At 37.1% G+C, this 13,574-nt stretch carries 15 protein-coding genes; 10 read left to right on the forward strand and 5 right to left on the reverse strand.

What is annotated here, in order from left to right; translation table 11 throughout:
* The first annotated feature begins 75 nt into the window (after positions 1–75).
* Complete coding sequence (locus tag M030_RS0102820; RefSeq protein WP_027372154.1) at positions 76–825, forward strand: SDR family NAD(P)-dependent oxidoreductase; 750 nt, start codon at positions 76–78, stop codon at positions 823–825.
* Positions 826–898: 73 nt separating this feature from the next.
* Positions 899–1,570, forward strand: a complete 672-nt coding sequence (gene tsaB / locus M030_RS0102825) for a tRNA (adenosine(37)-N6)-threonylcarbamoyltransferase complex dimerization subunit type 1 TsaB (RefSeq protein ID WP_027372155.1) — start codon at positions 899–901, stop codon at positions 1,568–1,570.
* 54 nt (positions 1,571–1,624) lie between these two features.
* On the opposite strand, the gene M030_RS0102830 is transcribed toward tsaB, so the two are convergent.
* The 4 genes from M030_RS0102830 to M030_RS0102845 all read right to left on the reverse strand — a co-directional run bounded on the left by M030_RS0102830 (position 1,625) and on the right by M030_RS0102845 (position 6,195).
* Positions 1,625–4,216 carry a tetratricopeptide repeat protein gene (locus M030_RS0102830; RefSeq protein ID WP_027372156.1) on the reverse strand — a complete coding sequence of 864 codons (2,592 nt, stop codon included), beginning with the start codon at positions 4,214–4,216 and terminating at the stop codon, positions 1,625–1,627.
* A 149-nt stretch (positions 4,217–4,365) separates the two neighbouring features.
* The gene (locus M030_RS0102835; RefSeq protein ID WP_027372157.1) at positions 4,366–4,929 is read right to left on the reverse strand and encodes a Maf family protein; all 564 of its coding nucleotides are present in this window, start codon (positions 4,927–4,929) and stop codon (positions 4,366–4,368) included.
* An 8-nt stretch (positions 4,930–4,937) separates the two neighbouring features.
* Positions 4,938–5,456 carry a KdsC family phosphatase gene (locus tag M030_RS0102840; RefSeq protein ID WP_027372158.1) on the reverse strand — a complete coding sequence of 173 codons (519 nt, stop codon included), beginning with the start codon at positions 5,454–5,456 and terminating at the stop codon, positions 4,938–4,940.
* Positions 5,446–6,195, reverse strand: a complete 750-nt coding sequence (locus M030_RS0102845; protein ID WP_027372159.1) for a Rossmann-like and DUF2520 domain-containing protein — start codon at positions 6,193–6,195, stop codon at positions 5,446–5,448. The genes M030_RS0102840 and M030_RS0102845 overlap by 11 nt, the downstream gene beginning before the upstream one ends.
* A gap of 178 nt (positions 6,196–6,373) precedes the next feature.
* Here M030_RS0102845 and M030_RS0102850 point away from each other — a divergent pair, with 178 nt between their 5' ends.
* The 8 genes from M030_RS0102850 to M030_RS24850 all read left to right on the forward strand — a co-directional run bounded on the left by M030_RS0102850 (position 6,374) and on the right by M030_RS24850 (position 12,788).
* Positions 6,374–6,925 (forward strand): RNA polymerase sigma factor, encoded by a 552-nt coding sequence (locus M030_RS0102850; protein ID WP_027372160.1) that lies wholly within the window; start codon positions 6,374–6,376, stop codon positions 6,923–6,925.
* A 17-nt stretch (positions 6,926–6,942) separates the two neighbouring features.
* Positions 6,943–7,485, forward strand: a complete 543-nt coding sequence (locus M030_RS0102855) for a hypothetical protein (protein ID WP_027372161.1) — start codon at positions 6,943–6,945, stop codon at positions 7,483–7,485.
* 9 nt (positions 7,486–7,494) lie between these two features.
* A complete protein-coding gene (locus M030_RS0102860; RefSeq protein WP_027372162.1) occupies positions 7,495–8,004 on the forward strand; it encodes a hypothetical protein in 510 nt (169 codons plus the stop codon).
* Positions 8,005–8,103: 99 nt separating this feature from the next.
* Complete coding sequence (locus M030_RS0102865) at positions 8,104–8,655, forward strand: hypothetical protein (RefSeq protein WP_027372163.1); 552 nt, start codon at positions 8,104–8,106, stop codon at positions 8,653–8,655.
* Positions 8,656–8,867: 212 nt separating this feature from the next.
* A complete protein-coding gene (locus M030_RS0102870; RefSeq protein WP_027372164.1) occupies positions 8,868–9,122 on the forward strand; it encodes a hypothetical protein in 255 nt (84 codons plus the stop codon).
* Positions 9,123–9,247: 125 nt separating this feature from the next.
* Positions 9,248–11,044, forward strand: a complete 1,797-nt coding sequence (gene lepA / locus M030_RS0102875; protein ID WP_027372165.1) for a translation elongation factor 4 — start codon at positions 9,248–9,250, stop codon at positions 11,042–11,044.
* A gap of 136 nt (positions 11,045–11,180) precedes the next feature.
* Positions 11,181–11,636, forward strand: coding sequence for a T9SS type A sorting domain-containing protein (locus M030_RS24845; RefSeq protein ID WP_051584845.1), 456 nt, complete (start codon positions 11,181–11,183; stop codon positions 11,634–11,636).
* 9 nt (positions 11,637–11,645) lie between these two features.
* On the forward strand, positions 11,646–12,788 hold the full coding sequence (locus tag M030_RS24850; protein WP_051584847.1) for a hypothetical protein: 1,143 nt from the start codon (positions 11,646–11,648) through the stop codon (positions 12,786–12,788).
* 33 nt (positions 12,789–12,821) lie between these two features.
* On the opposite strand, the gene M030_RS0102890 is transcribed toward M030_RS24850, so the two are convergent.
* Positions 12,822–13,454, reverse strand: a complete 633-nt coding sequence (locus M030_RS0102890; RefSeq protein ID WP_027372166.1) for a DUF1579 domain-containing protein — start codon at positions 13,452–13,454, stop codon at positions 12,822–12,824.
* Positions 13,455–13,574 lie beyond the last annotated feature (120 nt).

Here is a 13,574-nt window from a genome sequence, read left to right on the forward strand (position 1 = left end):
AGTATTAGTGTAACAAAAATATCAACATTGATAAATCCTTAAACTGATACATTGTTATAGTAAATAATTGATTTTATGAAAACAATATTAATCACCGGAGCGACTTCCGGAATAGGAAAATCCACCGCAGAATTATTAGCCAGACAAGGAAACAGGATCATCCTTTGTGGAAGAAGAATTGAGGTATTGGAATCCTTGAAAACAGAACTTTCTCATTATACCGAAATATTTAGTTTATCTTTTGATGTTAGAAACCTTGAAGAAGTTGAAGCAGCTGTAAATTCACTACCTGAAAACTGGAAAGATATTGACGTTCTGATAAATAATGCTGGGAATGCTCATGGATTAGATCCGTTGTCAGCTGGCAAGACCGATGATTGGGATTCTATGATCGACGGCAATGTAAAAGGACTTTTGTATGTTTCCAAAATGATTATCCCCGGTATGAAAACTAAAAACTTAGGTCATGTTATAAACATCAGTTCTGTAGCTGCAAGACAAACCTATGCGAATGGAGTAGTATACTGTGCTACCAAAAAGGCAGTTGACGTTATTTCTGAAGGAATGCGTCTGGAACTTACAGAATTTGGAATCAAAGTGACCAATATTCAGCCTGGTGCGGTAGAGACAGATTTCTCTATGGTAAGGTTCAAGGGCGACAGTGAGAAGGCAGCCAATGTGTACGCAGGATACGAACCCTTAAAAGCAGAAGATATTGCAGATGCAATTGCGTATTGTATCAACGCTCCGAAGCATGTCACCATTTCAGATATGACAATCTATCCGAGTGCTCAGGCCGAGCCGAGAACGATTTATAGAAAATAGTCCGAAATAATGGATTAAATTTGCAGGGTATTAATGTGATTTTGCTTTTTGCAATTTAGCTTAAAATAAAAAAATGAAAATTCTATATCTCGAAACCTCTTCAAAAAACTGTTCAGTAGCAGTATCAGATAATGAAACGTTATTGTGCCTTTGTGAAGAAGTTTCTGAAAACTATAAACAGTCAGAAAGTCTTCATACCTATGTGGAATGGGCTCTTGAAGGAGCAGGAATTTCACTTAAGGAAATTGAAGCCGTTTCATTAGGTAAAGGACCGGGTTCCTATACAGGGTTAAGAATTGGTGCAGCGTCTGCCAAAGGATTCTGCTACGGATTGAAAGTTCCATTGGTGGCGGTGAATTCTCTGGAGAGCATGATAGAGCCTTTTTTAGGCAATAACTATGATTTTATTGTTCCATTGATTGATGCCAGAAGAATGGAGGTTTATACGGCCGTTTATGACGGTCAGACAGGAAGTGAGCTTACAGCAACAGAAGCGAAAATTCTTGATGAAAGGTCTTTTGAAGAATTCAAAGATAAAAAAGTAATCTTTGTTGGAGATGGAGCGAAGAAAGCAAGAGAAATTCTGCAGCTTCCTGACGCTGATTTTAAAGAGGATGTTTTTCCTTCTGCACAATATTTAATCAAGAAGACCCTTGAAAAAATCCGGAGTGGGGAAGTGGAGGATATGGCCTATTTTGAACCTTTTTATTTAAAAGATTTTCATGGGGTGAAGAAAAAGCCATAGGATATTGTAACCGATACAAATAAAAAAGCGAAGAGTATATCTTCGCTTTTTGCTTTATTGAGGCTTGGCAGGAGCATTTGAGTTGTTAGGTTTTTTCGGCTTCTGCTTTTGCTGATTGTTATTTTGCGTCTGTTGAGGATCAAGCTCTGCTACCTGCATATTTGTTTGTGGCCCCGGTTGTTGTGGTACGTTGTTGTTCATTTGAGAACCATTATTATTACCCTGCTGATATTGGTTTGGCTGCGCAGGCATTCCAGGCTGCTGCGGGATGGCATTCCCCTTATTATCTGTTGCCTGGAAACTCAGATCACTTTTGAGGTAATTGAGCATTTGCTTGGCCCTTGCTCCTTCAGGAGTTTTAGAATAATTGAGGGCAATTTGTTCCAGTTGTAATATCATCACTTCCTTTCCGCTCGATTTACCAACATTAAATGCATTCAATAAATTTAGCTTAGGCACCAGAGCATCTTTTGGATATTTCTGGAGGGTTTCGTCTATTACCTGCTTACTTTCCCCGAATTTTTCCGACTCATAGAGAGCGTAGGCTCTTTTATATTCATTTTCGACTTCTACAGTAGATTTTACAAAAGATTTATTTTTAGGATTTCTTGCAAATTCAGCATAGGAAGTATACGGATAATCTGCCAGAAGGATTTGCTTCGCGCGATCCGAGGCTTGTGGATTTTTCTCATAATTCATCGCAAAAATTTCATATAAAGCCTGAAGCATTACCTTTTCTTCCGGTCGCACATCTACAAGATCATATAAAGTTTTAGTCGCAAGGGGAGTATTGGTAAAATAATTTTGATACATAATACCCAAGCCAAGAGAAGCGGTGTCTCTGTCCTTTTTTAGCTGGCTTAATTTTCCCTGATCGGTAGGAATCTGCTCAATATAGTAAGCGGGTTCGAAACGTCTCGGATTCGGTGCGGAAGTGACTCCCAAAGCTTCATTTTTCATATCCTCAATGGTAGCCATTTTTTTGGAATAACGCCAGTTATCGGAAAGAGCCCGTTCTCCCCATACCTGTTTAAAGGTAGAGGTTCCCTTACTTACAGTTCCCGTATTGCCGAAATAAAAGCCTTTGGTGGTGATCCCAAAATCTTCAAATGCATTACCGCTTTTTGCAAAAAGTGAATTGGCATTATAATCTCCGGTATCAAAACCTTTACTTCTTTCCGCACGCCTTCTTTCCAGCTCTTCTTTTTCTTCCTTCGCTTTAAGCTTTGTAATGTATTTTGCAAAGAAATCGGTTCTTTGACTGTCGTTCATTTTTGCCAGAGAAAGAATACTGTCATTCTTCTTGATCAGGTAATAATTTTTAGAAATCTTTTTGATGTATTCAGACTGATCTTTTAACAGGATTTTAGAAGGCTCATAGGTCATTACAGCAAGTGCAGAGTCATAGTAGGTGCCGGCACCGATGTAATCATTTTTATCAAGGTAGCTTTTCCCGATTTCATAATAAGCTAATCCGCGAATTTGTGGGTCAGATACTTTTTCAAATAAAGATTTTCTGAAAAAATCCTGCGCCTCGTCCTTTTTCCCGGCTTTATTAGCCATGAGTCCCAGCGCATAGTAAAATTCGTTTTTTCTGGAAGCATACGTTCCTTTTTTACTGATTCCTTCCAGATAGTTTTTTGCGCCGTTGTAGTCTCCTTTCCCGTTGAAGGTTTTGGCAATAGCGATTTGAGACTTTACTTCAAATTCAAAGTCATTGGCGTACTTGTAAGCGGCAGTATAACTTTCTCTCGCCTTATCATTCTGGCCAAGGTTTTCTGCTACCTGTCCTCTTAAATAAGCGATCCTGCTTTTCAGTTTTCTGTCGGAGTTCAATTCAAAGGCAGCATCAAGTTCTTTGGCAGCCTCTTCTTTTTTCCCCGCGTCCAATAGAGATTCGGAATAATAAATACTTAGCAGTTTTGCGTAGCTTTTATTTATATTTTCTCCTTTTAGTTTGGCAAAAGTTTCGTGAGCCCTATGGTAATCTTTAATTTTGTCGTAAGCAACTCCCTGATATATTCTTGCTAACGGAACCCTTTTGTCATCTTTCATGTGTGTAAAGACATAATTGAGGGCATCAAGGGCCTGCAAAGGTTTATTCTGGTAAATTCTTGACTGCGCAAGAATAATGTAGGCATCAAAGATCTGTTTGTTTTTCTCCTCTCCGTTTCTGGTCACCGAGTATTTGTTGATGGCTTTCATAGCTTTCGCTTCTGCAATCTCCAGTGTGGTTGCGCCTTTCGTTGCGCCCTGATCTCCGTCCTGTGTGCCCTGTCCATTATTGTTTAGACCTGGCACTCCCGGAATATTAGGTACTCCGGAATTTCCTCTCCCCGTAGGTTTATTGGCAACTTCAGCCATCTTCATCGAATTCTCCGCAAAAGCAGCAGATTGTCCGAGGTCACTTCCCAAAGGTTGCTCTTCAAAGGTAAGAATAGAGATATATGGAGCATAAAAATTATCTTTATGTTCTTTATCACGGTTCGTAAACTCGTTATTTAATGCATCTTTAGCATTAAAAAGCGTGTTGTAATATGTGGAAAATCCTTTCAGTAACTTGGATCGCTGCTCCGGCTTCTTTGTCTTAGTAGCACAAGAAGCAACAATGCATATGACCAGAAGGAACAAAATATTCTTTTTCATTATTCAATATAACTAGCTAATCTGCTTTTTATTATCAGCAGTTTGATAATTTTGTAAAAATAATAAAATTTTATAATGAATAATATTTATATTTCTTCCGGATACATTTATATTTTTTCTTAATTTTTCAGAAGAAAGCTCAGTGATGATTAAACCTCGGAGATTTCTTTGAGAGTTTTGTAGACCAGATGTGTCGGAAGCCCCATAATGGTATAAAAACTTCCGTTCATTTTTGTGATTTTTGCCATTCCCAACCACTCCTGAATACCATAGCTTCCTGCTTTATCGAAAGGCTTATAATTTTGAATATAAAAGGCGGCTTCATCATCGGTGATTTCATCAAAAGTCACCTCTGCAACATCGGTCTGCGTATATATTTTATCCACAGTCTTGATCGAAATTCCCGTATATACCTGATGGGTTCTTCCTGAAAGGTTTCGGAGCATTGCAAACGCATTATCAGCATCTGTAGGCTTTCCGAGGATCTGATTATCAATAGCCACTACCGTGTCTGCAGTAAGTAAAACTTCACCGTCTGTTAAGGATCTGAAAGTATCTGCTTTTAATTCGGATAAATAGGCTGCCGCCTCCTCTATTTTAATGTGTTGCGGAAGAATTTCTTCACAGTCGATTTTTACCACTTCGAAGTCGAAACCAAGGCTGGAAAGAAGTTCCTTTCTCCTGGGGGATTGTGATGCTAAAAGTAATTTCATGGTAATCATTAAATAGATTGGGTATTATCGTCATGCCAGTTTCCCTGAACCTTCATTACCTGCTCAATGACATCGCGTACCGCTCCGGTTCCGCCTTTTTTAGGAGAAATATAATGAGAAATACCTTTTACTTCCGGTACAGCATTTTCCGGGCATGCAGCAATAGCCGAATTTTCCATGATATGGATATCCGGAAGATCATCACCCATGGTCAGAATCTCTTCATTCGTAAGATTATATTTCTTTTTAAAATCTTCAAAATCAGCCATTTTATTATGAGACTTCGGATAATAATCCTGGATTCCAAGGTAATTGATTCTGTGCTTTACCATTTCGTCATTTCCACCGGTAATTACGCCTATTATATAATTGTTTTTTAAAGCCTTAACAACTGCATAGCCATCCAATACATTCATCACTCTGCACATGTTTCCACCGGGCATAAGGTACACGCTTCCGTCTGTGAAAACTCCGTCAACATCAAATACAAAGGCTTTGATATCTTTTAATTTCTCTTTATAGCTCATACATTTTCTGAATAGAATGATTCATTATCTTATAAATATCAAGACTTTCGCCTTGTAAAAGCTGCTCATGTAATTGTAAGACCCTTACATCATTTCTTACTGCCGGACCCGTTTGCGCCTGTTTTGGCTCAATTTCATGTATTTTCTGAACGGTTTCGTCGATCAGGGGTAAAAAATACGTAAAAGGAATATTCTGTGAATCCGAAATTTCTTTAGCTCTTGAAAACAGGTGATTCACAAAGTTACAGGCAAAAACCGCAGTGAGGTGAATATATTTTCTTTTCTCATGATTACTCTCCATCACATGTTCAGAAATTCTGGAGGCAAGCTCAAATAATAATTGTTTATCTTCCTCATTTTCAGCTTCAATAAAGAATGGAATCTTTTCATACTCCAGTTCTTTTGATTTTGAAAACGTCTGTAGCGGATAAAAACTTGACTTCCTGTACTCTCCTGCCAGTATTTCTTTAGGAAGAGAACCTGAAGTGTGGGCAACCAGACAGTTTTTTTTCTGAATAATTTTGGAAACGTCCTCAACAGAATTATCACTTACACAGATGATATACAGATCTGCATCTTTCAGTGATTCTATAGAATGAGGAATGTTTAATTCTTCAGAAATATTTTTTAATTCTTTTTCGTTCCTGCCAAAAATCTGGGCTAGAGGAATACCTTTACGTGTGAAAGCCTTAGCCATGTGATAGGCTACATTTCCGGAACCGATTATTACAGTTTGCATCTAACAAAGATAAGATTTTAAGTCGACTTTTAAAAAGACACTCAGCAAAGGTCAGGAACTTTTGCGTAGGCACGTTTATTGCGTAAGAGTCTCATATTATTTTGATATTTAAGCTAAAAAGTGATTAAATAATTTAACTTTCAATTACTTTTGTAATCTAAAACAGTGATAGGCACCTATGAAGATTAAGGACACGGAAATAATTTCGTTGATGCAGAATCCACGGACCCAGGATAAAGGTGTCCGTGCCTTGATGGATGCCTATCAAAGCAGATTGTACTGGCATATAAGAAGAATTATCGTAGACGGAGATCTTGCCCAGGATACCTTGCAGGAGACTTTTATAAAAGCTTATCAGAATTTTCATCAGTTTAAAAATGATAGCCAGCTGTATACCTGGCTGTACAGAATCGCAACCAACGAAGCGCTGCAGCAGGTCAACAAAATGAATAAAATGAAAAAAACCGATGAGGATGCAGAGTATCATATGCAGAATCTTGTAGCCGATAATACCGAAGGAGATGCCGAAGAAATACAGGTTTTACTGCAAAGTGCCATCCAGAGCCTGCCGGAAAAGCAGAAGCTTGTATTTATGATGCGGTATTATGATGATTTACCCTATGAAGAGATATCCAAAATTGTAGATATGTCAGTAGGGACTTTAAAGACCAATTATCATTATGCCAAGCAAAAAATTGAAGATTATATTAAGGAAAATTACGAAAGATAATTTTTGACAAAACAAAGATGAAAGAGTTCAACATAGAAAAACTAGAGCGTAAAAACATTTACACAGTCCCTGATAATCTGTTTGAGAATATTCAGGAGAACGTTATGAACGATATAAAGACAAGCAAAAAAGCACCTGTCTTTAAACTGAACTGGATGTATGCTGCCGCTGCGTCACTAGCCTTGATCTTTGGTGCAACTTATGTTTTCAATTCGGATAACAGCAATCCGGTGGAAGAAAGTCTGAATTCTAAGACTGCATACGCCGTTAACAAAGGAGAGCCAAAAACCGAAAGTGAAGTCGCCTATGAAACTTTAAAAGCTGATTTAACTTCTGTTGAAAATAATAATCAAACATTTGAAAATCAGAAAAATAATTCTACATACGTGGTTAAAAGCGAAAATGCAAATGAAAAAATGACAGGATCATCATCGGTGAAAACTGTTACCGGAAAAGAAGAAACCCGAATGAATGATTATCTGGATTCGTTTTCTAATACTGAAATTGCAGAATTAGCAAGCAACTCAACACAAGATGTTTATTTGGATTTATATAATTAATAAAGAAAGATGAAAAAGATAGTATTGACGTTTTTTATTATTTATGGTTTTGGCCTGAATGCCCAAAGATCGGATTACGACTGGAAAAAGATGGATCCTAAGCAAAGGAAAGAGGTCATCAACAATCTTTCGCCGGAAGAAAGAAAAGAACTCCTTAAGAAGTTCCGAAACAACATGATCATGGATAATCTGAATATCGATCCCGGAGACAAAGCAGAATTTACCCAGCTTTATAACGAGTACCTCGAAAGTCAGAAACAAATAAAAAGTCAATTTGATCCGGGCTTTAATCCTGAGACTTTATCAGATGATGAGGCAAAGGCTAAGTTGCAGCAAAGCTTTGAAATAGGGCAGAAGTTATTGGATAACAGGAAAAGATATGCAGATAAAATGCAGGAAGTGATACCGTGTCAGAAAGTTCTTAAATTGTTCCAGTCGGAAGGGATGATGAGGGATAAAATGAATGAAAAAAAGAATCACGTAAATCATAATAGTCAGGGATCTAGACAAAACCCATAATAGTTTATTTTTTTAATGTTGGACGGCTCTCACAGATCTTTTTGTGAGAGCCGTTTAATTTATAAAACAAAAAAATTACTTTTGTGAAAAAGTATATGTATGCAAAAATCACTTTTCTTTTTACTGTTTTCAATCTTATTATTGGGTCAGAAAATAGAAACTATTGATCTTTCAAAATCTATTAAAGATGACAAAAAATCTATCAAAAACTTTACGGTGATAGATCAAAGGACAAATCCTGAAATAGGAAGCGTAATGTATCATAAAGACGAAGTGAAAGTTGTTTTTGAAAATGGAGCAGATAAAGATCTTAAAGATTGGTTTTACAAATACAATCCGGTGAGAGGTCAGAATGATATGGTTCTTTTGCTGGAAAATCTGAACATTTCGGAAGACAAGAAGGAAAAATATTCCATCGGAAAACTGGAACTGAGAGCAAGTACTTTTATGAAAAAAGAAGATGGGTATCATTTTGTGTACAGAAAAGATACGGTTGCTACCGTTTCATCCCGTACGACTCCTTATCTCGGGCAAAATTTAGCAAGAAAAGTAACATTAATTTTTACAGACCTGTTAAAAAATCCTACAATGCCACGCCGTGGGAATATGCTCTTTCAGAAAGCGAACTTCCCGACTATACTTCGGTATTAAAAGAAAAGCTTAGTATTTTAAAAACAGACGAATTAAAAGAAGGAGTTTACCGGGATTATTATAGTTTTTTTACCCATAATCCTGAACCCGGATTTACTTTTCAAACCAATAATAAAGGAATTATTACAAAAGCAGTAAAAGGAGAAGAAAAAACGGCAATAAGACATTTTTACGCTTTTGTATATGATGGCAGAGCCTATAAAAATATTCCGGTGGGTTATACCGAGATTTTCAAAAATGATCAAGGAGTTTTTATTGAGGTGACGAAAGCTGAACTATTTCCTGAAACAGCTGTAACCGGTGTTACAATTGGCGCAGCCGCAGGTGGTCTGGTCGGTGGTATTATTGGTGCCGTTATCGATGCCAGTGTATCAAACAAAAAGAATATTTCTTCAGGAGTTCCGGTTTATATTGATCCTTTTACAGGAAATTATATTGTACCGGAAGACTTTGGTAAAACTAAATAGATATTGAAAAAAGAGGAAAAATTCACTTTCATCAGTATTGTTATCTGTGTTTCAGTTAAAAGTAAAAATTAAGCATGAAAAATTCTCTTGCATTTTCTTATCTTTGCAAATTACAAGATTCTTAAATGAAAAACATACGAAATTTTTGCATAATCGCTCATATCGACCATGGTAAAAGTACTTTGGCAGACCGTCTTTTGGAGTATACAAACACTGTTACCCAAAGAGAATTACAGTCTCAGACGCTGGATGATATGGATTTGGAGAAAGAACGTGGGATTACCATTAAGTCACACGCGATCCAGATGGATTATGAGTATAAAGGTGAAAAATTTATTTTAAACCTTATCGATACCCCGGGACACGTAGACTTTTCTTATGAAGTTTCCCGTTCTATTGCTGCTTGTGAAGGTGCCCTTCTTATTGTGGATGCTGCGCAAAGTATCCAGGCACAGACCATCAGTAATCTTTATTTAGCATTAGAAAATGACCTTACGATCATTCCAATTTTGAATAAAATTGACCTTCCTTCTGCAAACCCTGAAGAAGTAACCGACGAAATTATGAATTTAATCGGTTGCGAATATGAAGATGTATTAAGAGTTTCAGGAAAAACAGGAGAAGGAGTTCACCATCTTTTAGAACAAATTGTTGAAAGGATTCCGGCTCCTGTTGGAAATCCTGACGGACCACTTCAGGCTTTGATCTTTGACTCGGTTTATAACCCGTTTAGAGGAATTGAAGCATATTTCAAAGTAGTAAACGGAAGTATTACAAAAAATGAAAAAATCAAATTTTTTGCCACAGGTAAGGAATATGGTGCTGATGAGGTGGGTACATTGAAGCTGAAACAGGTTCCTAAGAAAACCATTCAGTGTGGAGATGTAGGATATCTGGTTTCCGGAATTAAAGATGCCCGTGAAGTAAAAGTAGGAGATACCATTACCTCTTTTGAAAAACCTGCAGATGGACCAATTGATGGTTTTGAAGAAGTTAAGCCGATGGTATTTGCCGGTATCTACCCAATCGATTCTGAGGATTTTGAAGAATTAAGATTCTCTCTGGAGAAATTAAGATTGAATGATGCTTCCCTGGTTTTTGAACCGGAAAGTTCCGCTGCCCTTGGTTTCGGATTCCGTTGCGGATTTCTGGGAATGCTTCACATGGAAATTGTTCAGGAACGTTTGGATAGAGAATTCAATATGAACGTTATTACAACGGTACCCAACGTTTCTTACTTCGGATATACCAAAAAAGAACCTGAAGTTCCGATTCTGATCAATAACCCGTCAGAAATGATGGACCCTTCAACAATGGACAGGGTAGAAGAACCTTTCATTAAAGCTTCTATCATTACAAAGTCCGATTTCGTGGGAGCAGTAATGACCTTATGTATTGAAAAAAGAGGGGAGATCGTTAACCAAAGTTATTTAACTTCTGAAAGAGTAGAATTGATTTTCAACATGCCGTTGGCAGAAGTTGTATTTGATTTCTATGACAGGTTAAAATCAATCTCTAAAGGATATGCGTCATTCGATTACCATCCGATTGGATTCAGAGCTTCCAAGCTTGTAAAAATGGATATTCTGATTAATGGTGACATGGTAGATGCCCTTTCATCGCTGATCCATGACAGTAATGCTTACTATATCGGTAAGAGAATGTGTGAGAAACTTCGTGAACTAATCCCGAGACAGCAGTTTGATATCGCTGTTCAGGCAGCATTGGGAACGAAAGTTATCGCAAGAGAAACGATCAAGGCTCTAAGAAAAGATGTTACCGCAAAATGTTACGGTGGAGATATTTCCAGAAAACGTAAATTATTGGAGAAACAGAAAGAAGGGAAGAAAAAAATGAAGCAGATCGGAAGAGTAGAAGTACCACAATCTGCATTTATGGCTGTTTTAAAGCTTAATGATTAAAAATCAAGTATTTTATATATGAAAAGACCGGTTCCATACCGGTCTTTTTCTTTAAGATTAAAAGGATGTTGTGGAAGTAAAAACAACTTTTAAAAGATAACTGTCTTTATTATATATTTGCTCAAAATTAATTTCCATGAAAAAACTTTACGTTCTGACAGGTTTTCTCCTATCTGTCACTTTTTACTCTCAGAGTCTGATAGGAAATATCAATTCGGGGGGAATATCTAATAATAACCTGATGCATACGGTAGGGGAAATCTATGTGGTTCCTGATGATCCGGATCAGCAGAATTCGGGAACACTCGGAATGCTTTATCAAACTGTTCTTGATGTTTTAGGAGTTACTGAAGTGGTTGTAAAACAAGATAAAGTAATTGTTTATCCCAATCCTACAGCAGATTATGTTACCCTTCAGATTTCTTTAAAAGAAAAACCATGGGAAGTCTCCGTGTATGATCTGTCCGGAAAGCTGATTATGCAAAAAGAGATTAATAATAACCGTATAGATCTTTCTTCTCTGCTGAAAGGAGTGTATCTGCTTACCTTTAAAAACTCGGATTTAAAACCTGTCAAAATCATTAAAAAATAAACAATCATCATGAAAAAATTATACACTTTTCTACTGGCATTCACAACAGCTGTAGTCTTTGCACAGATTCCCCAGGGATTTACCTATCAGGCAATTGCTTTTAATGCAGCGGGAAGTCCTGTAATTAACGGGAATGTTTCTGTACGAATCAGTATTTTGAATAATGCCGCTTCAGGAACAAATCTTTACACGGAAACACACTCCAAGACAACAAATTCAAAAGGATTGATCAATTTGAATATAGGGCAGGGAACACCGGTTTCAGGAACATTCTCCGGAATTAACTGGGCTGTAAATTCTAAATTTATTAAAGTGGAAATAGACCCGGCAGGGGGAACCAATTATACCAGCGTGGGAACCAATCAGCTCATGAGTGTTCCTTATGCAATGACGGCATCTAAAATTGATGTTTCCTCAGCCAGCTCCTCCATCGGAGATGATATTATTGAAAGTAAAAGCAGTAATTATTTCTATAATGATAAATATGAAGGCAAAATCTACGTGTTAAATTCTAAAACAGGATTGTGGACTTCACAGACTTATAATGCAGGATACACCAATAATAATACTACTCCTGAAGTGACTGCAAAGAATGGAAATATAATGTTTATAGACTCATATGACAGTAAGGTTTATATGTATAGCTCGAGAACGGGGAGCTGGACTTCCCAGACATATAGTGCTACATATACTAATAATAATAGTATTCCTTACTTATTTTATTTATCTAATGGGAGCACATTGTTTGTCGACAGATATGATCACAGAATGTACGTTTTTAATTATATCAGCGGAACCTGGTCGTCACAGGATTTTAATGTAGGCTATACCAATAACAATACAGAACCTACTGCTCTTGCCTCAGGAAGTAACTTTGCATTTGTTGACAAATATGATCGTAAGGTTGTAGTGTATAATACTAAAACAATGGAATGGAAGTCACAGTCGTATCATATCACTTATTATAATAATAATTTAAGTACTCCTGAGATTACCAGATCTAACGGGAACTTTATTTTTACAGACAGATATGATCATAAGATATACGTTTTCAGTTCAAAAACAGGAAACTGGACCTCTCAGGAATACAACATAGGGTATTTTAATAATAACTACAGTGCTCCAACTCTTTTGGGAACGGAAACAAACTAAATAAAAAAACGCTTCATTCGAAGCGTTTTTCTTTTATTTACGGGTAAATTTTACTTCCATTGTTCTGATTACCTTTCCTGTTTTAGGATCCGGACCGTATATTTCTACAATGTGGTTGTTATCATCAAGAAATGTATAGGTTTCTCTTGCTTCCCATTCCTTTCCGGGTTGGGTAGGATCCGGTATTTTACCTTTAAAATTGATTGATTTTGTATTCTCATCCCATTCACCTTCTGTCTGCATAAACCCTGTACCCATATTGTCGATCAGACTGCTGACAAACTTCTTTTTTGCCTTGTCATAGCCCATTGTTTTCACTGCATCAAACGGCATTCCCATAACGCTTCCCTTATAATCTGTAACCAGGTAGCGTCCCCCTAAAATCATGGTGTTGGTACATTCTGCTTTGCTGATAACAGGTTGCCCGTTGTCCACTACCCAGGTGCTGACATTGGCTGTCCAGTTGCCCTTAAATTTTTCCAATACCTTATGCATTTCTCCCGGGCTTCTGAACTCCATCCAGGTCTTGGCTGCTGTAGCTGAATCTACAGCATTCCATACAGGTTCCAGTGCTGCCTTTTCATGGCTGTCTGCTGTCTTATTTGTAGCCTTTTCACATGCTGTGAAAACACAAAGCAAAGAAAAAACAGCGAGTAAATTTTTCATAATTGTGTAGTTTTAATACTGGTTTATTATACGAGCCCGAAAATATAAATTTTTTATTATTTATAAATTATTTTTTATTGTTGCGAGAAATTGTAATTTTGTGTATTCATAACGCAAAAT

The sequence above is a fragment of the Chryseobacterium sp. UNC8MFCol genome (genome assembly GCF_000482305.1).
GTDB lineage: Bacteria > Bacteroidota > Bacteroidia > Flavobacteriales > Weeksellaceae > Chryseobacterium > Chryseobacterium indologenes.

What these genes read in the sequence shown, in the direction of transcription:
- M030_RS0102820 (WP_027372154.1), top strand. Translation starts at nt 76, where the DNA reads ATGAAAACAATATTAATCACCGGAGCGACTTCCGGAATAGGAAAATCC.
- tsaB (WP_027372155.1), top strand. Translation starts at nt 899, where the DNA reads ATGAAAATTCTATATCTCGAAACCTCTTCAAAAAACTGTTCAGTAGCA.
- M030_RS0102830 (WP_027372156.1), bottom strand. Translation starts at nt 4,216, where the DNA reads ATGAAAAAGAATATTTTGTTCCTTCTGGTCATATGCATTGTTGCTTCT.
- M030_RS0102835 (WP_027372157.1), bottom strand. Translation starts at nt 4,929, where the DNA reads ATGAAATTACTTTTAGCATCACAATCCCCCAGGAGAAAGGAACTTCTT.
- M030_RS0102840 (WP_027372158.1), bottom strand. Translation starts at nt 5,456, where the DNA reads ATGAGCTATAAAGAGAAATTAAAAGATATCAAAGCCTTTGTATTTGAT.
- M030_RS0102845 (WP_027372159.1), bottom strand. Translation starts at nt 6,195, where the DNA reads ATGCAAACTGTAATAATCGGTTCCGGAAATGTAGCCTATCACATGGCT.
- M030_RS0102850 (WP_027372160.1), top strand. Translation starts at nt 6,374, where the DNA reads ATGAAGATTAAGGACACGGAAATAATTTCGTTGATGCAGAATCCACGG.
- M030_RS0102855 (WP_027372161.1), top strand. Translation starts at nt 6,943, where the DNA reads ATGAAAGAGTTCAACATAGAAAAACTAGAGCGTAAAAACATTTACACA.
- M030_RS0102860 (WP_027372162.1), top strand. Translation starts at nt 7,495, where the DNA reads ATGAAAAAGATAGTATTGACGTTTTTTATTATTTATGGTTTTGGCCTG.
- M030_RS0102865 (WP_027372163.1), top strand. Translation starts at nt 8,104, where the DNA reads ATGCAAAAATCACTTTTCTTTTTACTGTTTTCAATCTTATTATTGGGT.
- lepA (WP_027372165.1), top strand. Translation starts at nt 9,248, where the DNA reads ATGAAAAACATACGAAATTTTTGCATAATCGCTCATATCGACCATGGT.
- M030_RS24845 (WP_051584845.1), top strand. Translation starts at nt 11,181, where the DNA reads ATGAAAAAACTTTACGTTCTGACAGGTTTTCTCCTATCTGTCACTTTT.
- M030_RS24850 (WP_051584847.1), top strand. Translation starts at nt 11,646, where the DNA reads ATGAAAAAATTATACACTTTTCTACTGGCATTCACAACAGCTGTAGTC.
- M030_RS0102890 (WP_027372166.1), bottom strand. Translation starts at nt 13,454, where the DNA reads ATGAAAAATTTACTCGCTGTTTTTTCTTTGCTTTGTGTTTTCACAGCA.